Consider the following 19962-nt stretch of genomic DNA (forward strand, 5'->3'; position numbering starts at 1 on the left):
TTAGCAACATTCGGAGGTAAACCAAATGATTGGAATTGTTATTACAGGACACAATCACTTTGCATCTGGATTGAAAAGCGCACTCGATTTGGTAGTGGGTCAACAAGAAAATTTGATTGCGGTTGATTTTGAAAAAGGGGATTCAACAGAAATTCTTCAGGAGAAGCTTCGTTCAGCTATTTTAGAAGTAAACAGCGGAGACGGTGTTATGTGCTTAACTGACCTTGCTGGTGGATCTCCTTTTAACAACAGTTCGCTCTTGGCACACGAACTGGGAAACGTTCAGGTTATTGGAGGTACCAATATTCCGATGTTAATCAGTCTTGTCTTTGAACGGGAGAAAACGCTGACGGATTTCGCCCAATCAGCGGTCGCTCACGGTCTGGATGGGGTAAAATTGTTTGAATTGAAATCTAAAGCGAAGGATATTTCTGATGAAGACGGCATCTAAGCCTTCCCATTACAATATCAAGGCAAGCTCCTTCGTTTTGGATAACGGGGTATTTGATACCGGTTATCTGGAGATAAGAGATGGGCGGTTTGGCGAATACTCGCCTTCCGTCCCTTTATCAGGAGAGATTGTCGATTTGGGCGAAAGCATCATAGCACCAGGACTGGTCGATATCCACATCCACGGGTTTGCTGGTCACGACGTAATGGATAACAACATTGAAGCATTGCAAAACATTTCCAAGTTTCTTCCTATGTGCGGTGTGACAAGTTTTTTACCAACAACGCTCACCTCATCTACAGAAGAGCTTACCCTATCCTTGGCAACCGTCGCAAAAACCATGCGGCAAGGAGTTTATGGAGCAAAGATAGCAGGCGCTTTCTTGGAAGGCCCCTTTTTTACGGAGAAGTATAAAGGGGCGCAAAATCCAGCCTATTTTAAAAATCCTTCATCTGAAGATCTCCATGACTGGCTAATGGCTTCTGAAGGGCAATTGATACGAATTGCCCTCGCTCCTGAACGAGAAGGTACCATGACGTTTATCCGTTATGCGAAGGAGAATGGCGTTGAAGTGTGCTTGGGACACACGGATGCAAGCTTTGCTTGCTGCAACGAGGCGATTCAAAACGGGGCTAATTCGTTTGTCCATACCTTTAACGGCATGAAGGGACTTCATCACCGTGAACCTGGGGTGGTTGGTGCTGTTCTTGTAAACGATGATGCCTACGCGGAATTGATTGCGGATGGCCATCATGTTCATCCGGCGGCGATTGAGGCGCTTATTCGTTGCAAGGGAAAAGAGAAGGTTGTGCTCATCAGTGATTGTATGCGGGCAGGCGGCTTGGAGGACGGCACTTACTTGCTCGGGGAGTTCCCTGTAAGAGTGAAAGATGGGGTGGCAACCACAGAGTCTGGCTCGCTTGCCGGAAGTACGCTCAAGCTCTTGGATGGTGTTAAAAACATCATGAACTGGACAGATACGTCTCTCTTGGATGCCTTTCATATGGCTTCCAAAAATCCGGCTGCATGCATAGGAAAAGAAGATCGAATTGGCAGTATACGAGAAGGAAAAGATGCTGATTTTCTAGTTCTGGACCAACAATTTGAATTGAAGATGACCTTTATCAACGGAGAGATTAAATATAAAAGATAATCATCAGGAGGGAAAACCATGGCTTTGTTATCAACTCGGAAAATGCTGTTGGATGCTCAAGAAAAGGGATATGCGGTACCTGCTTTTAATATTCATAATCTAGAAACAATGAAAATAGTTGTGGAAACTGCTGCAGAATTACGTTCACCTGTAATACTAGCAGGAACTCCAGGAACGTTTGGATATGCCGGAGAGGAATATCTTGTCTCTATGGTGAAAGAAGCGATGAATAAGTATCAAATTCCGATTTCTCTTCATCTTGATCACCATGAAAATATAGAAGATATTAAACGGCGCGTTTCGCTAGGAATTCATTCTGTTATGATCGATGCCTCTCATCATGAATTTGAAGAGAATGTTCGTATTGTTAAAGCAGTCGTAGAGTATGCACATTGGCGGGATGCCACAGTGGAAGCAGAACTTGGACAATTAAGCGGCATTGAAGATGATCTAATTGTGGATGAAAAGGATGCCAAATATACCAATCCGAAGCAGGCGAAAGAATTCGTAGAGCGTACAGGAATCGATTCTCTCGCAGTTGCCATCGGAACAGCACATGGAATGTACATCGGTGAACCTAAGCTTGATTTGGAGCGATTGGTTGATATTCGTAAAGAAGTGGATATCCCGCTGGTACTGCATGGTGCGTCTGGATTATCGGATGATCTTGTTTGCGAAACCATCCGCCTAGGTATTTGTAAAGTAAACATAGCAACCGAGTTGAAACTGGCTTTTGTAAAAGGATTAAGAAGCCATCTGTCAGAGCAGCCTGACGCCAACGATCCAAGAAAATACTTTGCTGATGCCATTCATGAAATGAAACAGGTTATTTCAGATAAAATCATGATGTGCGGAAGTGATGGGAAAGCCTAAGGGGGCGAAGGTTATGATTCTGACTGTTACTTGTAATCCCTCTATAGATTGTCGTTACAACCTGCCTTCGTTTCAAAAAAATGGTGTTCATCGGAGCAAGCAACTCCAACGTACAGCTGGAGGGAAAGGCTTAAACGTTTCTCGCGTGCTTCATCTCTTAGGAAACAGCTTTATGTCAACAGGTTTTTTGGGTGGAACGAACGGTAATTGGATTTTGAATGAATTAAATCAAATGGGAATCCAGCACCAATTTGTCCCCATACAAGAAGAAACTAGATCCTGCTTGGCTATTTTAACCGAAGAACCATCACAAACCGAAATCCTTGAACAGGGACCCCGAATTTCACAAGAGGAAAAAAACGTATTTCTTAACGTTTTTGAGAGCTTGCTCGAAAAAGCAGAATGGATTTCAGCATCTGGAAGCCTTCCATTAGGACTAGGCTCTGATTTTTACCTTGAACTAGGGAAACTGGTGCGACAAAAAGGGAAAAAATTCATACTTGATTCAAGCGGTGAGTCGCTGGAAATGGGAATAATGGCTCAACCCTTTTTGATCAAACCAAATCGTGAAGAATTTGCTTCTATGTTTCAAGAAGAGATGCACAATTTGGAGCAAGTCGCGAAGAGGGCCAGAGAGCTGTGTCACAGAGGAGTACAAAACGTCCTAGTATCTCTTGGTGGTGACGGAGCGTTACTTGTTACGGATTCAACCATCCTTAAGGCTGATATTCCGGCCATTCGTGTTGTGAATCCAGTCGGATCAGGTGATGCAATGATTGCCGGATGCCTGCATGCATTCGCGAACGAAGGCAGTATAGACGAAGCATTGCGATATGGTTGCGCCACCGGCATGGCTAATGCACTTGAAGAAGAAACGGGCAAGGTAGACCCAGATCTTGTAAAAGATTTGGCATCAAAAGTAGTGATTCGTACTCTGTAGATGTATGGAAAATAAATTAGGACGGGCTGTTGCATGTAAAAACAGTCCGTCCTTTTGGTTGTGTGCTACATATGGCAACACTAATCTCAGAGGAGAAGAACCTAGCAAAAAGGCTCTCTCAAAAGCCCGTTCATTTTTCTGCCTGACAGAGTAGTTTCAAGCAAAATGTTATGGGCAAATGAACAGAAAGGAATTATCGGATAGTCTACATGGGAAACACAATTGTAAAACCTCAGTACACATAACTAACAAAAATTTGATGAAAACTACTTTAGGAAATAATCCCCTTACATTTTTCTTGTTACCATCAATTCATAGGTTATTGAAAAACCTTATAACAAAAGGATTTTCAGTTTAATACAAAAAATATTCGTAATTATACAACTTTTTTCAATCCTACTGACAAAAATTAATGCTTATGGTAAGGTAACGACAATCCATCGTAAAAGGAATTATGTCCGTATCGGGTGGACACAATCAGCTCGAAGAAAGGTCGTGACTTGATGAAAAAAATGGGCCTATTACCTAAGATCATTATCGCCATTATCCTAGGGGTGGTAATCGGTTCCATTTCACCAGAACCGGTAGTTAAAGTATTGGCTACATTCAGTGGTATCTTTGGCAATTTTCTAGGTTTTATCATCCCTTTGATTATTATTGGCTTTATTGCTCCTGGTATTGGGGAATTGGGAAAAGGGGCTGGAAAGCTTTTAGGAATAACAACTGCTTTTTCATATGGCTCTACGATTATTGCAGGTGGGATTGCCTATGCAGTAGGTAGCTATCTGTTTCCCAAAATGCTAACAGTAGGTCAGTTATCCAGTTTCGTAAATAATCCAGAAGAAGCCTTAACCCAACCTTACTTTGTAATCGATATGCCACCAATTATGGGTGTAATGACTGCACTGTTATTTGCTTTTACCATTGGATTAGGATCGGCTGCAATTAAAGGGGCATCCTTACAAAAAGTGATGATCGATGTACGAGATATTGTCGAAAAATGTATTTCTGCTATCATTATTCCTTTATTACCTATACACATCATGTCCGTTTTTAGTAATTTAACCTATGGTGGTCAGGTACAGACTATTATTTCTGTTTTCTTTAAAGTGTTTATGGTCATCATTGCTCTGCATATCATTTATATTCTCATGCAATATGCATTAGCCAGCACTGTTTCTAAGACGAGTTTTCTTTCTATGCTAAAGAATATGCTACCGGTATATATGACAGCCATTGGTACGCAGTCATCTGCAGCTACCATTCCTGTTACATTAAGACAGGTTAAAGAAAATAAGGTAAGTAATCAAATTGCTGATTTCGTAGTCCCTTTATGTGCGACCATCCATCTTTCTGGCAGTACCATTACCTTGGTTTCTTGCTCGATGGCAGTAATGATGTTGAACGGTATGTCTACTTCAGTCGCAGTAATGCTCCCATTTATCCTGATGCTGGGGATTACAATGGTAGCTGCACCTGGAGTACCGGGTGGTGCGGTAATGGCAGCCATAGGACTTTTGGAAACCATGCTAGGGTTCACTCCAACTCTTACATCTCTCATGATTGCCTTGTATTTGGCGCAAGACAGTTTTGGTACAGCTTGTAATGTCACAGGTGACGGTGCAATTGCAGTACTAACAGATCGTTTTAGCGGCGGTAATAAGAAAGAACATATGGAAACAAGTAAGCAGTCAATCTTAGAAGTTTAAATGTAAGAAAGACCCAGTATCTTGTAGGTACTGGGTTTTTCTTGTAAAGGGAAATCCCACAGCTACAAGGATTTTATGCTGTGGGATTTTATTTGCCTGATTACGATCAGTTACAGTGCAGGGATTTCCAGTCGCTTTTGCTGCGTCCTCTTCATTAACATGAAGATTCTTCCCAAAGTAAATGATAGTTGCATCAATCATTTAGAAATCAAGCGAGATGTTATTCTCTTTTTCTTTCCTAGCCAGTTTTGGATTCCAAATGGTGCATACAATAAGAAAAAGACCCCAAGTGCAATCAATTCCAACCAGATAATATAACCAGGATAAGGTCCTAGCAAATCAAGTAAAGTAGGGTAATGTGGCTTATGAGATAAAAACATATAGTTAGCTCCTACCCATTTATTCACAGCAAATACGCATAAAGCTAATATTTGAAGCCAGCCAAATGATTTCCATACAGACCGCATAGTCGGGCGATATCCTTTAATCCAAGTCATATAAAGGCAGGCAAGTACGATAGCAATGTGTGTTATAAAAAACTGAAAGAATCGGAAATATGGATAGGGAAAATCAAGTACGGGTGTCAATAGTGCTTGGGTTGCTCCTCCTAGTCCCCAGAAAAAAACAATTTCATAGATACGATAACTCTTCGTCAATAACATGATTATGCAAAGGAGAGCAGAAATACTGCATAATTCGAGCGGAAGCGTATCAACAGGAGAAAAAATCCCATTTGCAAAATACCAATAATGAAGCGAGCCTTCCGATAGAATGAGTAATAATGCAAGTACGAGACGCCCCCATTGAAAAGATTCAGAAGCACGTTTATATGCGTACATCAGGATAATGACAAGGACAGTAATAAGTAGCATGATAAGATGAGAGACGGAGTAGTGTATAAATGGATCTCCCTCAATAAAGGAACCGAAATATTGCGGCATCTTCTAACACTCCTTTGAATTGAACAGCCATACATTTCCAGTATAAGAGTTATTCACGAAAAATTCTATGAACAAATCTTCACTTTTTGTCCACGTTCAAGTTGTAAACATCAAGTGACAATAATTCCTGAGATGCTATGATGGAAAGTAATCATTCTTTTTGGCATCAGATTGTAAGGGAGAAGGAGTCATTTATGGCGAAAAAATTCGTAATTTTTGGAGCAATCCTGGCAATGCTTGCTGTAGCGTTTGGAGCATTTGGCGCACATATTTTGAAAGACATTTTAACTGCAGATCAATTGGCTAACTGGGAAACAGCTGTAAAATATCAAATGTACCATGCATTAGGGGTGTTGTTCATTGGGCTGTTTGTTTCACGTAAGGGTGAGAGTTCAGCATTAAAATGGGCAGGGAACTTGTTAGTTGCAGGGACAATCATCTTCTCTGGAAGTTTATACGTACTATGCTTAACAGGAATTGGAATGTTAGGTGCAATTACACCAATTGGGGGAACTTTCATGATTATCGGTTGGATCATGGTTGTTATTGCCGCAAAAAACCAACTGTAAGCTCCTGGCTAAATGAATTTTTCACCAAGCTCTGTCGAATAATGACAGAGCTTATTTTCGCTGATTAACAGGTATATTTGCTACAGTATGTCTCGTAAGAAATTGAACGCATGATGGTGTATAATGTCAAAATATTTCATGAGTACGAAACTTTTTTGTGAAAAGAACGTAAATATTATGGTAAATTATTCATTTCTAATATAGCGTTAAGGAGGTTACCATGAGCCAAACAAAAAAAATGGTGTCTGGTGTTGCTTCAATCGCACTGGTGTCCATGGGATTGGCTGGTTGTTCTGATTCTGCTTCGGCAACACAACCACCGTTACCGCAGGATTCCGGCTGTAGCGATTGGGAGTATGACTGGAATGATGGGGTATATGAGTGTGATGATAGCAGTTCTAGTCATTATAGAAGTTATTATCACGGGGGTAAATATTACGCTAGTAAAAGCTCGTTACACGACAGTTCATCTTATAAACAGTACAAAAACAGCAGTAGTTTCAAAAGCTCTACCGGAAAAGGCGGCTTTGGTAGCAGTAGCTCCTTTGGTGGATAATGAATAGGGTTTTGATAGTAGGTAATTGATTTGAGTCCAAAACAGGAGTGATTGATAGTGAATTTATACCTTAATTTTGCCATGTATGCCGGAACAGCCTTTTTAATGCTAATGATCGGAATGTTTATCTTTATCTTTAGTACAACAAAAGTAAGGGAATTACACCAAATTAGCAAGAATAACCAGGCAGCAGCTTTAACACTCGGAGGAAAAGTGTTAGGGCTTGCATTCGTACTCGGTTCTGCCGTTGCTAACTCGATCAACCTACTAGATATGGTCATCTGGGGATTTATTGGAATTGCAGCACAGATATTATTCTTTTATCTTGCAGAAATTTTTACGATTCGTTTCAGTATCAGGGAAGCAATTGAGAACAATAATACCGCTGTAGGCATAATTTTGATGATGATGTCCTTGTCGGTTGGCTGGGTCATTGCCCAATGTCTTACATATTAACCCCTTGATAAGGTAAAAAGGCATCAGTCAAAGCTACTTGTTAACTTTGAGCGATGCCTTTTTTAACAGATAGGTATTTATAAAAATCCTAATGGACTCTAAATGACTACTGTGGTGGGTATGCAGAAGAAGCACATTTTTTGTCTGCAAACTCGTTAAGGTCCAGCATGGTAGTAAAGACTGTCCGCTACACAACAAAGAATACGGAAAGTGCAAAAGGAGGAGAATACTACGCAGTATCTCACAGGGCTGCACTTTTTAATCCGCACTCTTTGTCGTATAGCTAGGTCGGATCTTAAATAGTTCTAGACAAAAAATGTGCTTCTTCTGCAAAGGGCTGCGGTGGAAAAACACAAGAAAAACCAACAGCATGAAAAACCAGATTCTCTTTTCACAAAGAGCGTCTTGGCGAAGCCCGGCCCAGCGTAGCGCACAGTCTAATCCTGTGTGGGGCGAAGACTTTTAGCGAAGGGTGAAAAGAGAAGCTGGTTTTCTCCACGACAGTAGGAAGATGGCAATCCTTAAAAATCCTAGCAAGGAATATCCTTGTTTCAAAGTAATTGATCTATAAGCCATTAGCCTAGTTACGAGGCATCCTTATCAAGATAGATCACATACACACCTCGATCTTCGTCAATCTCAGAAGAATCAACTAGTTGATGTCCCAGTTGTGCTACATAGATGTAATCTTTTATCAAATATCGAACAACCTCTGTATGGTTTTTGCAGGTCATTTGATGGACGAGTAGCGGTTCACTAAACGATTGCAACCTTCTGAATTCAACCAAAACACCGGAACCATTGTTATAACGTTCATCTTGATAGTGGGAAGCCGTTCCTTGGTCTTCATAAATGAGAATTTCCCTGTCCTCTTCCATTTCGTTAGAAAGCAATTTGTACTGAATGCGGTCTTTTATGAAATAGGTACACAAATGACGTGCAAGAATCCCGTCTTCACCAATGTCTGTGGAGTGATATTCGGCAAAGGCAGTGAAATCTTCCCCGTTTTTTATGTAACATGTGACTGAACGCATAGAAACCTCCCATAATCTGTTATGATTACTATGTTATACGCAAGCGAGGCAGAAAAGGATGCAAGGAGAGAGTATCAAATGACTCATAAGGATGCAAGGGCTGCTTTTTATCAGCAAATTCCTGATTATTGGGCGGATTTGTACGGGCAAGAATACAGCTTGTTTGATATCCATCTTATACATAAAGAAGAAGTGGATGCTATACGAAAAGCAACAGAACGTGCCGGTAAGATTTTTTTCAAAATGGCAAAATTATTACGAGAAGTAGACGATAGTCTGTTAGAAGGTCTTGGTTTTCCAGCTTCCTCAATTAAATATGTACGCCATCATCCTATGCCAATGGAAAGTGTGATTGCCAGACTTGATTTGGTTAAAGCGGGTGAGCATTTTGTGGTTTTAGAAATAAATAGTGATACACCCACATTCATTAAAGAACTATTTCATGTAAACGGGCAAATTTGTCATCATTTTGGAGTGGTAAATCCGAATGCAAAAGAAGAGATACGTCTAAGAAAAGCTGTGACCTATGCCATTGAACATGCGAGAAAAAGCCTACATAAAGAACAGGTGCGATTAGTTTATTCTGCTCATGGAGATCATTCAGAAGATAGGTTTACACTTGAATATCTACGCACGTTGACAGGACTGCCAGCAGAATTTATTCCGTTAGAAGAACTACGAATCAGAGAAAATGAAGGGCTTTTTGATCAGGCTGGTAACCAAATTGATATCTTGTATCGACAAACGTATCCGATAGAAAACATGCTCCAGGATTTTGATCCTGAAACAAAAGAACACGTGGGAGAAATGCTCCTTGATTTAGTAATCCAGAATAAGTTGGCTATTGTTAATCCACTATCAGCGTTTCTTTTACAAAGTAAGGCAGTTCAAGCTATCATTTGGGGGCTGCACGAAGAGAAGCATCCATACTTTACAGAAGAAGAGCATGGATGGATTAGCAAGCACTTTTTACCTACCTATCTGGAAGCTGAACCCTTCATAGAGAAAAAGCAAGCTTTTGTGAAAAAGCCAGCTTTCGGTCGTGAAGGAGACACGGTAGAGATATACGAAAAAGGAAGAGTTATCTTGGAAGACAAGAATAAATCATACGTGAACTATCTTCCTGTCTATCAACAGTTTGTACCTTTGCCTAAGACAACGTACAAGACTGAACTAGGCGAAAAGGTAGGACATATGATGGTGGGCAGTTTTCTCATAAATGAGTCCCCGTCTGCTATTGGCTACCGAGTTGGAGGGCAGATTACTGATAATCTGTCATATTTCTTACCTTGTGGTCACTCAGGTTCGAAATAATTGTTAGATCAACGCAAGAGGAGTGGCACCATGAAAAAATTCGGAACGGTTATCATATCGATGGTAGTACTGTTTTTTTTGACACAGACAATAAATCAACAAATAAAAGATAATAACCTGCCAACTGAAACTGGTAATTCCACAAAATCAGGCAATCCAGCGGCGAAGGAAGAAAAACAGGAATTACCTCGTATTGGCTTTCTTGCTCCTTCATTTGAACTGAAAGGCTTAGATGGGAAATCGTATCGTCTTAGTGACCAGCAGAAGGCGAGCAAACCCGTTCTTGTCAACTTCTGGGCTTCTTGGTGTGAACCATGTCATTTAGAAGCCCCCATGCTTACCGATTTATATGCAAAATACAAAGACAAAGCTGAATTTTATGCAGTTAATCTGACAAAAAGCGATTCAGTGGATTTAGCTTACGAGTTTGTAGATCAGTATAAATTTGAATTTCCTGTTTTGCTTGACGAGAGTGCTAGCGTAAAGAAAAAATATTATGCTTACTCCATTCCAACCACATATTTCATTAATAAAGACGGTGTAATAATTGATGTGGCAATAGGAGTATTACCGCCAGATGTATTTGAAGATAAAATACTTCGAATGATAAATGAATAGGGGAGAAGAGACATGGGCTTTATTAACAACTTGATCAATAACCCCAGGTTTATTCTTGTAGCAGCTTTGTTTATATCTGTTCTCTTAATGAACCATAAAGCCAAAACGCTCAATTATCAGAATCGTGAGCGCATGGTATCTGTAATCATGAATGCTGGATTGTTTGTATTGCTATTCTGGAAATTCGGACCGCTGTTAACCAATTTGAGTTGGTATTTGGAGTCACCTGCCTCGTTATTATGGTCATCAGGCTCGCTTAAACACGTGTCAATGGGTATCGTTGCAGCAGTCATCTATATTGTTTACTCCAATCGAAAAAGTCTTGTAGCCTATTTTGAAATGGGGGATTTACTAGCAATCGGGGTTAGTGTATTTACCTTTTTCTATTATCTGCTTGTTCCGCAGCCTGGTAGAATTACTACCATGCCATGGGGAATGACGCTTGAAGAATCTCAGATCATGTATCATCCACTTCATTGGTATTACGCGATTATTGCTTTCCTATTCCTCATTTTTCTATATCGCGCAAAGAACATTATCGGCTCAGGCTACTATGTAAGCAGGTTTTGCTTAGTAGGAGGTGGCGCAATATTATTGATGTCATTCTTCGAGAGAACGACTAATTTTTACGCGGGATTAGCAACTTCTCAATATATCTCCATACTTTTAATAGGTTGTGGCATGTATGTATATGATGGTATTGCTAAAGCGAAATAAATGTCAGATGGATGACAGATAGAAAAAAGCATCTATATGGATGAGATTTGGCTCCATCACTAGATGCTTTTTCTTTGACTATTAAAGTATGTTAAGCTTTTTTATAAAAACCTTCTTCTTGCAGATACATAACAGCTTCCTTATAAGAAGTTGTCGACATTTCCAGATTGCTTCCCGTATACAAATTCCATAAGTCATCCTCTTGAAGTAACTGGAGAGTTTGCCCTATCTTGTTTGCCCAGGTTTCTTCAACTGCTTCCTGTTCATCAGAAGAATAAATGTCCTGTTTCTCTACAGGTTCTACAGGTTCTTTTGATAAAAAGTCAATGGAAGCGGCAATGAGGGTACGTAATTCGTCAGCAGAGTAATCTCTGATATTGACCATACCCTTTTGATCCGTTTTCTTTTTTGGTAAATGTCCAGCATAGACAAAACCATTACCATTTGGATGTAGATGATTAACAACAATTTTTTTCTCGTGCTTGCTTTCTTCAAAATGATAATTGAAGCGTCCTAGTGAAACTGCTTTTTTGGCGAGTTCAGGAAATGACTCGATTATTTCTTGTTTTTGTTCAAACGTAAGCATGTCTTCCTCCATCTTTTAACTAGATGATCTCATTAAACCTTATTATCATACCATAATTTTCATCTAATTCGCACGGGGAGCAATAATTTTGTCAAAAAAGTGGGGGAGATGACGTAAAGACCTGTCCACTAAACAACCAAGTGGGACAGGTCTGATCATCGGAAACTCCTATAATGGAGGAAGAAGTTTCGTATCTCTTTCCATAGCAGAGCTACATATCGGGCAAGTTGGTACTTTGTCGAACGTTAAATTTTCTCTCATCCAACAGATGCAATCGGCCTGCATACAGGTCCACACAGATGTCGCAACTGCCACAACTGGTTCCTCTGTTCTTCTGGCGTGAAACATGTCTGACCACCTCCTTGGGATGATAAACCATAAGTCCCTATTTACGTTCTACTTTCTATTATACATTCTTTCCTTAGAATAAGCATGTTTGGGGTGTAATTATACCTCAATTAACAAAAAATATAGCAAAGATGAAGGAATACTCCATTTAAGTGTTATACACTCTTGCATAGTTGTGTAATTTTACCTACATTTAAAAAGGAAATGTTTGAGCGAGAATTTCAAATAATTTTTACCCGTTGATAGAAAGAAGGTGACTCATTTGCAAGATCACTCGCAAACAGAACGAAGAAAAACGGAACATATAAAAATATGCATGGAAGAACAAGTAACAAGCAGTGTTACAACTGGACTAGAATCCTACCGTTTTTTACATGCTGCACTACCCGAAATTAATTTTTCACAGATATCATTGCAAACGGGTTTTATTAATAAAATGGTGAGAACCCCATTTTTAATCAGCTCAATGACTGGTGGTACTACCTATGCAAAAGAGATTAATGAAAAATTAGCAGAAGCCGCAGAGATCAGAGGCTGGGTGATGGCACTTGGATCAATGCGTGCAGCGATAGAAAAAGAAGAGTTGGTCACGACCTTTCAGATACGTAAGAAAGCGCCTACGGTTCCTGTTATCGCTAATTTAGGAGCCGTCCAATTAAATAATGGATATGGCATAGATGAATGCAAGAGAATTGTAGATATGGTAGAGGCAGATGCACTTGTACTTCATTTAAACAGCATGCAGGAGGTTTTTCAGGCAGAAGGAGATACCAATTTTCATCAGCTGATAACCAAAATTGCACAAGTATGTAAAGCTTCAGATGTGCCAGTTGGGGTGAAGGAGGTTGGGTTTGGATTTGACTCTGCTTCCGCCAGTAAATTGATTGAAGCAGGCGTATCTTTTATTGATGTAGCTGGAGCAGGCGGAACTTCATGGATTGAAGTGGAAAAACATCGTAACAAGAATAAACGAATTTGGGATGCAGCAGAAGCATTTCTTGATTGGGGAATCCCGACGGCTACAAGTATTCTTGAAGTAAGGAAAGTCTCAACCGATCTATTGCTAATAGGTAGTGGCGGAATTAGAACTGGAGTAGAAGCAGCTAAAGCAATTGCACTTGGAGCGGATTTTGTTGGATTTGGGCGTTCGCTACTACAAGCTGCGACTAGTTCAGTTGAAGAAGTCTTGCAAGAAATGGAGCGGATAGAATTCGAATGTAAATCTGTCATGTTTGGGATTGGAGCAAGTGATTTACAGGCATTAAAAACGACAGAACGCTTGTTTAAAAAGGAATAGTTAAATCAGAAGAGCTATCATGATAAAAATGAATTGACCGTACCCTCCTGATCTGATAGCTTCAAGGCAAGAGATCATTTATCGGTAAAGAAAATTTGAGCAAGAGGAGGGAGATTAGTGGTTAGCCGGTTATTTGCTTCATATCCACGTGAATTGTGGATTTTAGCATTAGGTGCCATCATTAACGTGACGGGTGCCTCTTTTATTTGGCCTTTAAACAATATTTATATCACAACAATACTGGATAAACCTGCTACGATCGCTGGTCTTGTCCTGATGTTACATGCAGGAACAGGTATTATTGGAAGCATGGTGGGAGGCTACCTTCATGATAAGGTGGGTGGCGTTAAAACCATTTTAACGGGAGGCATCATCTCTACAGCATGTGTTTTCTCCCTAGCTTTCTTTCGGGATTGGTACTTTTATGTGTTTATTATGGGAGTACTAGGATTCGGGAATGCTCTTGTATTGCCAGTACTGAATGCAATGGCTGGTACGATTTGGCCTAAAGGGGGACGGCGTGCGTTTAATCTCGTCTATCTTTCACAAAACCTTGGTGTTGCTGTGGGTTCTGCGCTAGGCGGATTAGTGGCAGGCGTCTCATTTCAACTTGTTTTTATCGTAAATGGGATTACTAATTTGATCTTTTTGGCAATTATCTTAATCGGGTTACGCAATAAAATGAAACGCCCTTCCGTTGAGAACACGAGCGAGCCCAAGACGAAGCAATATGATGATGTACACGTAAAAGTGAGAGGACCATCTATTTGGCAATCTCCTTATGGTATTTCCCTCATGATCTTATGTTTAGGTTTTGCTATCACATGGATTCCCTATGCACAATGGTCAACCAACTTCTCTTCTTACATGACTGATCTAGGTTTTAAGCTGTCACAATACAGTTTATTATGGACGATTAACGGTGCACTAATCATTTTGGCACAACCGTTATGCTCCCTGCTTACTCAAAGGGTACTAAAAGGTTTGCGTTCTCAAATGCTGACGGGACTTCTCATTTTTGCTGCTGGGTTTGGTGTATTAACTATCAATCAATCATATATGTTTTTCGTGATTGGAATGATGATTGTAACCTTCGGGGAAATGTTACTTTGGCCAGCAATTCCAGCAGCTGCTGCAGAACTCTCCACTCCTGGGAAGGAAGGCTTTTTTCAAGGTGCAATAAGCGGTTCCGCAACAGCAGGAAGGATGTTTGGACCGGTTATTGGTGGTTTTCTATATGAGAACTTTTCACCGATTATTATGATATATGCAATGGTTGCTATTTGTTTGATTCCAATGATTTGTTATATGGTCTATGATCGACCTGTCTATTCAAAAGTACAGGAAACATTACATAGATAAATACCTAATCATCTTGTCAGGGGATCTGTTGCTGCTTCATTAAAACAGATCCTCTTATTTGTTGTGTAGAGTTTTTCTATACATGACTGACAGGGAAAATATAAAAGAATGACGAATTGTACGAAAAAAGGATATCAAGTCATGCACAATCAATGAAAATAGATTTGACTGGACGCTTGATGGGCAAAATAGGAAAATAACTATTTTAATCTGGAAGTAAGACAAAAAATATTCTTTTTCGCGAACATTTATATTCGATGTTGTTTACTTTGGCTGAATTTCGTATAGTTAAACAGGTGAAAAACATGTCAAGGTTGATTCAATTTCACACCAAGCAGTTAAAAATGACAAAATACCAGTACATATGAAGCGGTGTAGATAAATTACTGAGAGGAACGAGAGAGGGGGAAGTAATCTATGGCAAACGAACCACTATTACAGGTGGAAGATGTCTCCTACTCCTATAAGATAAATTCAAAAGAAACTCTACAAGTCTTAACAGATGTGAGTTTTTCTGTACAAAAGGGAGAATATGTAGCGATAATTGGTCATAACGGATCGGGAAAGTCAACGTTATCTAAGCTACTAAACGGAATTCTTGTTCCAGAGAAGGGGCAAGTACGTGTGAAGAACTTGCTTACTAGTGATCGCACCCAGATAAAAGAGATTCGACGTACCGTCGGCATGGTCTTTCAACACCCTGACAACCAAATCGTGGCGACCATTGTGGAAGATGACATTGCGTTTGGTTTAGAGAATATAGGGGTTCCTCACGACGAGATGGATGCAAGAATAACTGGAGCGCTAGAAGCCGTAGGAATGAGCGAATATCGCTATCGTCCACCCCATCACCTATCTGGTGGACAAAAACAGCGAGTAGCGATTGCAGGAATTCTAGCCATGCAGCCGGAATGTCTGGTATTAGATGAAGCCACCAGTATGTTAGATAGTTATGGTCGAGATGATGTATTGGCCATCATGCGCAAGCTCCATGAGAACGGAATGACTATTATTACAGTGACTCACCATATGAATGAAGTGATTGAAGCTGATAGAGTAATTGTAATCGCTGAAGGCAAGATCGCAATGGTGGGGAGTCCCAGAGAGATTTTTATGAGGCAGCAGGAACTGGAGTCGCTACATCTCGACGTCCCTGATTGTAGTAGAATAGCAAAAGTTTTACATCAAGAAGTCTCTTCGTTCAACGCTACTGCGATGAATCCTGAAGAGATTGTATCAGAAGTGAAACGGCTGACTCACGTTAATCAAGAGGAGAGCAAATCATGAACCAGCCTATTTTGAGTGTAAAAGATCTAACGTATGTATATATGAAAAGCACTCCTCTTGAGCATCAGGCGCTTTTGGGAGTGAATATGGAAATCACAGAGGGTGAGATAGTTGCCATCATTGGTCATACTGGATGTGGTAAATCTACGCTCATTCAACACTTTAATGGTATACATTTCCCGCAAACCGGACATGTCATGATCAACGGCATGGATCTAACTAAACCAAAGCTGGATGTGAAGTCGCTTCGCAGACAGGTGGGACTCGTTTTTCAGAATCCAGAGGATCAACTCTTTGAAAAGCTTGTCGGGGATGATATTGCATATGGCCCTTTCAAAATGAAGCTTCCTTTGGAAGAGGTTAGGGAACGAGTGAAGTGGGCAATGGAAATGGTAGGTCTTCCTTTTGATGAGATGAAAGACCGTGCGACCTTTGCATTGAGTGGTGGACAAAAACGGAAGGTAGCTTTAGCGGGAGTTCTTGCCCTACGCCCAAAAATATTAGTGTTGGACGAGCCTACAGCGGGTTTAGATCCAAAATCTCGTAGAGAACTACTGGAGAAAATTAAAAAATTGAACCAGGAAGAGGGTATTACCGTAATTTTCGTCTCTCATAATATGGAGGAGGTTGCCTATTTGGCAGACCGTATCTATGTAATGGCAGGTGGAAAAGAAGTATGCCATGGTACACCTGAAGAGATATTTACTAACCCAGAAATAATCTTGCAGCATCGAATCGGGACACCAGAGACTGTGAGAACCTTACATCGACTACATGAGGAAGGATACGCTGTCAATACAGGGAGATTCCGAGTAGAAGATGCATCAACAGAAATTCGCAAACTTTTGCCAGAGTAGGAGGTGAAAACGTGTCCTCACCGTTTGAACTGACCCGTAATATAACCATAGGGCAATATCTTGTCCGTAATTCTATCATACACAAGCTGGACCCCAGATTTAAGCTTGCTTCTTTTGCCATCCTGCTTGTAGGTATCGCCATATGTGATTCTTATATTGGGAATTTGATTGGTTTATTTCTATCCATCTACTTGTTCCACCTTGCATCAATACCTGTTAGTTATGGTGTTTCAGGTTTAAAGCCTGCTATTCCTTTTATGATTATTATTGGTCTCATGCAACTGTTTTTGTATAAAGAAATGTCGCCAGATAATGTGATTTATTGGCAGTTAGGTTTTTTAGAAGTATCTAGCGCTAGTATAAAAATTGTCATCATATCAGTTCTACGCTTTATGCAAATCATATTTTTAAGTAGTATTTTAACGTTGAGCACATCTACAACGGAAATTACCAGAGGCTTGGAGCGACTACTGTCGCCATTGCAAAAGGTGAAGTTTCCCGTGCATGCCTTCTCTCTAATTATTACGATTGCGATTCGTTTTGTACCTACTTTCGCGATGGAAATGGAAAAAATGATGAAAGCGCAAGCCTCAAGAGGAGCGGAATTTGGCACAGGCGCTTGGTGGCAAATTATCAAAAGAACAACGGAAATGTTCCCTTTGATTATCCCTCTCTTCAATGTTGCTCTAGCAAGGGGAGAAGACCTTATTTTAGCAATGGAAGCACGTTGTTATACCCCAGGTTCATCCAGAACGGTTTATACGCAGTACAAAGCGAACGGAAATGATTATGTTGCATTGCTGGTTAGTGTAGGAATTGTCTTTGTGCTTGTTTTCATTCCATATCCGTGGTAAAAATCAATAGAAAAACGAGATAAAGGAGGAGATTCATGGTGGAAAGAGGACTCACAGTACGAAAAATTGTGATTGCCGGGGTGCTAGGAGCGATTGCGATCCTGCTTGGTGTGACTCGTATCGGTTATATTCCTGTTCCTACACCTGCTGGTAATGCTACAATCATGCACATCCCCGTAATCATTGGTGCGATTATGGAGGGCTGGGGCGTTGGTATGATAATTGGACTTATCTTTGGTGTATCATCTTTTTTAAATGCCACCGTCGTACTATTTAAAGACCCGCTCGTAGCCATTTTACCTCGACTTCTTATTGGGGTATTCGCCTATATTACGTATGTAGGATTAAAAAACTTTAATCAGTATGTAGCAATCGGCATGGCAGGATTTGTAGGTTCACTAAGTAATACGATTCTGGTTATGACAATGGCAGTTGTTCAAAACTACCTGGTCCCTGGCGCGGCTATAGCGGTTGTACTTACCCAGGGGATTCCGGAGGCAATTGTCTCGGTTATTGTAACCCTTGCTGTTGTTACCACCTGGAAAAAACTAGGACCATCCGGAAAGCAAAAGTCAAAAATATCCTGAACATGCAGAATATGATTGTTTTAGCTCTACTATTATTAGTAGAGCTATTTTTATGCTAAAAGAACATAGTAATCTGAAATGCTTCGTGGAATAATAAGAGGATGATAAAAATTCGCAATGGGGAGAGTTACATGTTCGATAAAGAGAAGCACATACATAACAAACGTATTCATGCAGAGCGACTATCTTTACGAATCGAGCAGCTAGCTATGATCGGAAAGACGGATCGGAATGGTGTTACACGTCTTCCTTTGACTGAAGAAGATGATAAGGCACAACAATTGGTTGGAGAATGGATGAAGCAAGCTGGCATGAAGGTAAGAAGAGATGATTTTGGCAATCTGATTGGCAGAAGAGAAGGAAGTGATCCTGACGCCACTGCTATCATGATCGGTTCACATATAGATTCTGTTCCTAATGGTGGTAAATTTGATGGAACGGTTGGAGTGATCAGCGGCATTGAGATTGTTCAGGCCATACATGATGCCAACGTATCTCATAAACATCCGATCGAAGTCATAGCATTTTCTGATGAAGAAGGGGCTCGTTTTTCAGATGGGTTATTTGGAAGTAGGGGGATATGCGGTTACCTTACAGATAAAGAACTAGCAGTTATCGACGTGGAAGGAATTAGTCGAAAGGAAGCGATGGAGCAATTTGGACTATCGACTGAGAAAATGGCTAATTCTGTTCGAAATGCTACAGATGTTAGAGCTTATCTAGAGATACATATTGAACAAGGACCTTATTTACAAGCGATGAATCAACCTGTCGGACTTGTTACCTGCATTGCTGGTTCTTATGTGTTACGAATTACGCTTCGGGGAGAAGCAGGTCATGCTGGAACTGTCCCAATGCCAATGAGACGTGATTCTATGATGGGTGCAGCAGAGGCTATGGTAGCAATTGAAAAATTATGTGGACATGATGCGAAGCTGCCAACAGTTGGGACGGTTGGCACCCTTGAAATTTTTCCTGGGGCATCCAATGTTATTCCATCGGAAGTAAGCTTTACCCTTGATATTCGAGATTCCGACGATGAGCGCCTACATAAGCTGATAACCGATGTTGAGGTGGTACTTGCAGACATTTCTTTACGCCGTGGACTTGAGTACCATATTGAACAGTTGCTATCTGAGTCACCAGTAGAGCCTTCCCACAAGCTCATGGAACAACTTAGATCTTCTGCCGACAAACATGGAATGATCCTGCCAGAATTAATTAGTGGTGCTGGACATGATGCTATGATCATGGCCTCTATCACTGAAATGGCAATGCTATTTGTCCGTTGTAAGGATGGGATTAGTCACAATCCCAAAGAATGGGCAGATGCAGAAGATATCGCAATTGGTGTCTCTATTCTTTGTGATACTGTGCTCAAACTGTCGAATGAATAACAATTTTTGAAACACTCTATCTAGGATATTCGTATGAAGGAATACATACGTGACGA

Annotated in this window: 22 protein-coding genes; 18 read left to right on the forward strand and 4 right to left on the reverse strand. The window is 40.5% G+C overall.

The genetic code is table 11. The features are described from left to right. The first annotated feature begins 25 nt into the window (after positions 1–25). From agaF to LM917_RS09830, 5 genes are all read left to right on the forward strand, one after another. Entirely contained in the window at positions 26–451 is a 426-nt protein-coding gene (gene agaF / locus LM917_RS09810) for a PTS galactosamine/N-acetylgalactosamine transporter subunit IIA (RefSeq protein ID WP_232697328.1), read from the forward strand. Further along, positions 435–1604 (forward strand): N-acetylglucosamine-6-phosphate deacetylase, encoded by a 1170-nt coding sequence (gene nagA, locus LM917_RS09815; protein WP_232697329.1) that lies wholly within the window; start codon positions 435–437, stop codon positions 1602–1604. Before agaF ends, nagA begins: the two co-directional genes overlap by 17 nt. An 18-nt stretch (positions 1605–1622) precedes the next feature. Then, positions 1623–2477 carry a tagatose bisphosphate family class II aldolase gene (locus tag LM917_RS09820; protein WP_232697330.1) on the forward strand — a complete coding sequence of 285 codons (855 nt, stop codon included), beginning with the start codon at positions 1623–1625 and terminating at the stop codon, positions 2475–2477. Positions 2478–2490: 13 nt separating this feature from the next. Further along, positions 2491–3417 (forward strand): 1-phosphofructokinase, encoded by a 927-nt coding sequence (pfkB, locus tag LM917_RS09825; protein WP_232697331.1) that lies wholly within the window; start codon positions 2491–2493, stop codon positions 3415–3417. Between the two features lie 503 nt (positions 3418–3920). Continuing rightward, positions 3921–5126, forward strand: coding sequence for a dicarboxylate/amino acid:cation symporter (locus LM917_RS09830; RefSeq protein ID WP_232697332.1), 1206 nt, complete (start codon positions 3921–3923; stop codon positions 5124–5126). A gap of 197 nt (positions 5127–5323) precedes the next feature. Here the strand turns inward: LM917_RS09830 and LM917_RS09835 are convergent, their stop codons facing one another. Beyond that, positions 5324–6067, reverse strand: coding sequence for a YwaF family protein (locus LM917_RS09835; RefSeq protein ID WP_232697333.1), 744 nt, complete (start codon positions 6065–6067; stop codon positions 5324–5326). Positions 6068–6261: 194 nt separating this feature from the next. Here LM917_RS09835 and LM917_RS09840 point away from each other — a divergent pair, with 194 nt between their 5' ends. The 3 genes from LM917_RS09840 to LM917_RS09850 all read left to right on the forward strand — a co-directional run bounded on the left by LM917_RS09840 (position 6262) and on the right by LM917_RS09850 (position 7648). Continuing rightward, positions 6262–6636, forward strand: coding sequence for a DUF423 domain-containing protein (locus tag LM917_RS09840; RefSeq protein ID WP_232697334.1), 375 nt, complete (start codon positions 6262–6264; stop codon positions 6634–6636). A gap of 251 nt (positions 6637–6887) precedes the next feature. Beyond that, positions 6888–7199 (forward strand): hypothetical protein, encoded by a 312-nt coding sequence (locus LM917_RS09845; RefSeq protein WP_232697335.1) that lies wholly within the window; start codon positions 6888–6890, stop codon positions 7197–7199. A gap of 50 nt (positions 7200–7249) precedes the next feature. After that, complete coding sequence (locus tag LM917_RS09850; RefSeq protein WP_444876690.1) at positions 7250–7648, forward strand: DUF350 domain-containing protein; 399 nt, start codon at positions 7250–7252, stop codon at positions 7646–7648. Between the two features lie 584 nt (positions 7649–8232). Here LM917_RS09850 and LM917_RS09855 read toward each other — a convergent pair. Then, positions 8233–8682 carry a hypothetical protein gene (locus LM917_RS09855; RefSeq protein WP_232697336.1) on the reverse strand — a complete coding sequence of 150 codons (450 nt, stop codon included), beginning with the start codon at positions 8680–8682 and terminating at the stop codon, positions 8233–8235. A gap of 78 nt (positions 8683–8760) precedes the next feature. On the opposite strand from LM917_RS09855, the gene LM917_RS09860 reads away from it, so the two are divergent. Genes LM917_RS09860 through LM917_RS09870 form a run of 3 tightly spaced genes read left to right on the forward strand, consistent with a single transcriptional unit; the run spans position 8761 to position 11331 of the window. After that, on the forward strand, positions 8761–9996 hold the full coding sequence (locus tag LM917_RS09860) for a glutathionylspermidine synthase family protein (protein ID WP_232697337.1): 1236 nt from the start codon (positions 8761–8763) through the stop codon (positions 9994–9996). Positions 9997–10026: 30 nt separating this feature from the next. Further along, complete coding sequence (locus LM917_RS09865; protein ID WP_232697338.1) at positions 10027–10614, forward strand: TlpA family protein disulfide reductase; 588 nt, start codon at positions 10027–10029, stop codon at positions 10612–10614. A 12-nt stretch (positions 10615–10626) separates the two neighbouring features. Next, positions 10627–11331 carry a prolipoprotein diacylglyceryl transferase gene (locus LM917_RS09870; RefSeq protein ID WP_232697339.1) on the forward strand — a complete coding sequence of 235 codons (705 nt, stop codon included), beginning with the start codon at positions 10627–10629 and terminating at the stop codon, positions 11329–11331. A gap of 91 nt (positions 11332–11422) precedes the next feature. Here LM917_RS09870 and LM917_RS09875 read toward each other — a convergent pair whose 3' ends face one another. Next, a complete protein-coding gene (locus tag LM917_RS09875; protein WP_232697340.1) occupies positions 11423–11917 on the reverse strand; it encodes a hypothetical protein in 495 nt (164 codons plus the stop codon). Between the two features lie 168 nt (positions 11918–12085). After that, complete coding sequence (locus tag LM917_RS09880) at positions 12086–12265, reverse strand: cold-inducible protein YdjO-related protein (protein WP_232697341.1); 180 nt, start codon at positions 12263–12265, stop codon at positions 12086–12088. 262 nt (positions 12266–12527) lie between these two features. On the opposite strand from LM917_RS09880, the gene fni reads away from it, so the two are divergent. The 7 genes from fni (at position 12528) to LM917_RS09915 (ending at position 19906) form a co-directional block, all read left to right on the forward strand. Then, positions 12528–13562: a type 2 isopentenyl-diphosphate Delta-isomerase gene (gene fni, locus LM917_RS09885; RefSeq protein WP_232697342.1), complete on the forward strand. Its 1035-nt coding sequence runs from the start codon at positions 12528–12530 to the stop codon at positions 13560–13562. Between the two features lie 117 nt (positions 13563–13679). After that, positions 13680–14924 (forward strand): MDR family MFS transporter, encoded by a 1245-nt coding sequence (locus LM917_RS09890; protein WP_232697343.1) that lies wholly within the window; start codon positions 13680–13682, stop codon positions 14922–14924. Positions 14925–15341: 417 nt separating this feature from the next. Then, positions 15342–16211, forward strand: a complete 870-nt coding sequence (locus LM917_RS09895; protein WP_232697344.1) for an energy-coupling factor transporter ATPase — start codon at positions 15342–15344, stop codon at positions 16209–16211. Then, positions 16208–17068: an energy-coupling factor transporter ATPase gene (locus LM917_RS09900; protein ID WP_232697345.1), complete on the forward strand. Its 861-nt coding sequence runs from the start codon at positions 16208–16210 to the stop codon at positions 17066–17068. Before LM917_RS09895 ends, LM917_RS09900 begins: the two co-directional genes overlap by 4 nt. Before the next feature lie 11 nt (positions 17069–17079). Next, positions 17080–17922: an energy-coupling factor transporter transmembrane component T family protein gene (locus LM917_RS09905; RefSeq protein WP_232697346.1), complete on the forward strand. Its 843-nt coding sequence runs from the start codon at positions 17080–17082 to the stop codon at positions 17920–17922. Between the two features lie 38 nt (positions 17923–17960). Next, positions 17961–18509: an ECF transporter S component gene (locus tag LM917_RS09910; protein ID WP_309241945.1), complete on the forward strand. Its 549-nt coding sequence runs from the start codon at positions 17961–17963 to the stop codon at positions 18507–18509. A 131-nt stretch (positions 18510–18640) separates the two neighbouring features. After that, a complete protein-coding gene (locus tag LM917_RS09915; protein ID WP_232697348.1) occupies positions 18641–19906 on the forward strand; it encodes a Zn-dependent hydrolase in 1266 nt (421 codons plus the stop codon). Positions 19907–19962: the final 56 nt, after the last annotated feature.

Origin of the sequence: Brevibacillus daliensis, from assembly GCF_021245735.1 — a bacterium.
Taxonomy (GTDB): Bacteria; Bacillota; Bacilli; order Brevibacillales; family Brevibacillaceae; genus Brevibacillus_B; species Brevibacillus_B daliensis.

Excerpts from the sequence above, each read along its gene's own strand:
- nagA (WP_232697329.1), top strand. The coding sequence starts at position 435 with ATGAAGACGGCATCTAAGCCTTCCCATTACAATATCAAGGCAAGCTCC.
- LM917_RS09860 (WP_232697337.1), top strand. The coding sequence starts at position 8,761 with ATGACTCATAAGGATGCAAGGGCTGCTTTTTATCAGCAAATTCCTGAT.
- LM917_RS09835 (WP_232697333.1), bottom strand. The coding sequence starts at position 6,067 with ATGCCGCAATATTTCGGTTCCTTTATTGAGGGAGATCCATTTATACAC.
- LM917_RS09865 (WP_232697338.1), top strand. The coding sequence starts at position 10,027 with ATGAAAAAATTCGGAACGGTTATCATATCGATGGTAGTACTGTTTTTT.
- LM917_RS09895 (WP_232697344.1), top strand. The coding sequence starts at position 15,342 with ATGGCAAACGAACCACTATTACAGGTGGAAGATGTCTCCTACTCCTAT.
- LM917_RS09875 (WP_232697340.1), bottom strand. The coding sequence starts at position 11,917 with ATGCTTACGTTTGAACAAAAACAAGAAATAATCGAGTCATTTCCTGAA.
- LM917_RS09880 (WP_232697341.1), bottom strand. The coding sequence starts at position 12,265 with ATGTTTCACGCCAGAAGAACAGAGGAACCAGTTGTGGCAGTTGCGACA.
- LM917_RS09820 (WP_232697330.1), top strand. The coding sequence starts at position 1,623 with ATGGCTTTGTTATCAACTCGGAAAATGCTGTTGGATGCTCAAGAAAAG.
- LM917_RS09855 (WP_232697336.1), bottom strand. The coding sequence starts at position 8,682 with ATGCGTTCAGTCACATGTTACATAAAAAACGGGGAAGATTTCACTGCC.
- LM917_RS09915 (WP_232697348.1), top strand. The coding sequence starts at position 18,641 with ATGTTCGATAAAGAGAAGCACATACATAACAAACGTATTCATGCAGAG.
- LM917_RS09840 (WP_232697334.1), top strand. The coding sequence starts at position 6,262 with ATGGCGAAAAAATTCGTAATTTTTGGAGCAATCCTGGCAATGCTTGCT.
- pfkB (WP_232697331.1), top strand. The coding sequence starts at position 2,491 with ATGATTCTGACTGTTACTTGTAATCCCTCTATAGATTGTCGTTACAAC.
- LM917_RS09900 (WP_232697345.1), top strand. The coding sequence starts at position 16,208 with ATGAACCAGCCTATTTTGAGTGTAAAAGATCTAACGTATGTATATATG.
- LM917_RS09870 (WP_232697339.1), top strand. The coding sequence starts at position 10,627 with ATGGGCTTTATTAACAACTTGATCAATAACCCCAGGTTTATTCTTGTA.
- LM917_RS09830 (WP_232697332.1), top strand. The coding sequence starts at position 3,921 with ATGAAAAAAATGGGCCTATTACCTAAGATCATTATCGCCATTATCCTA.
- agaF (WP_232697328.1), top strand. The coding sequence starts at position 26 with ATGATTGGAATTGTTATTACAGGACACAATCACTTTGCATCTGGATTG.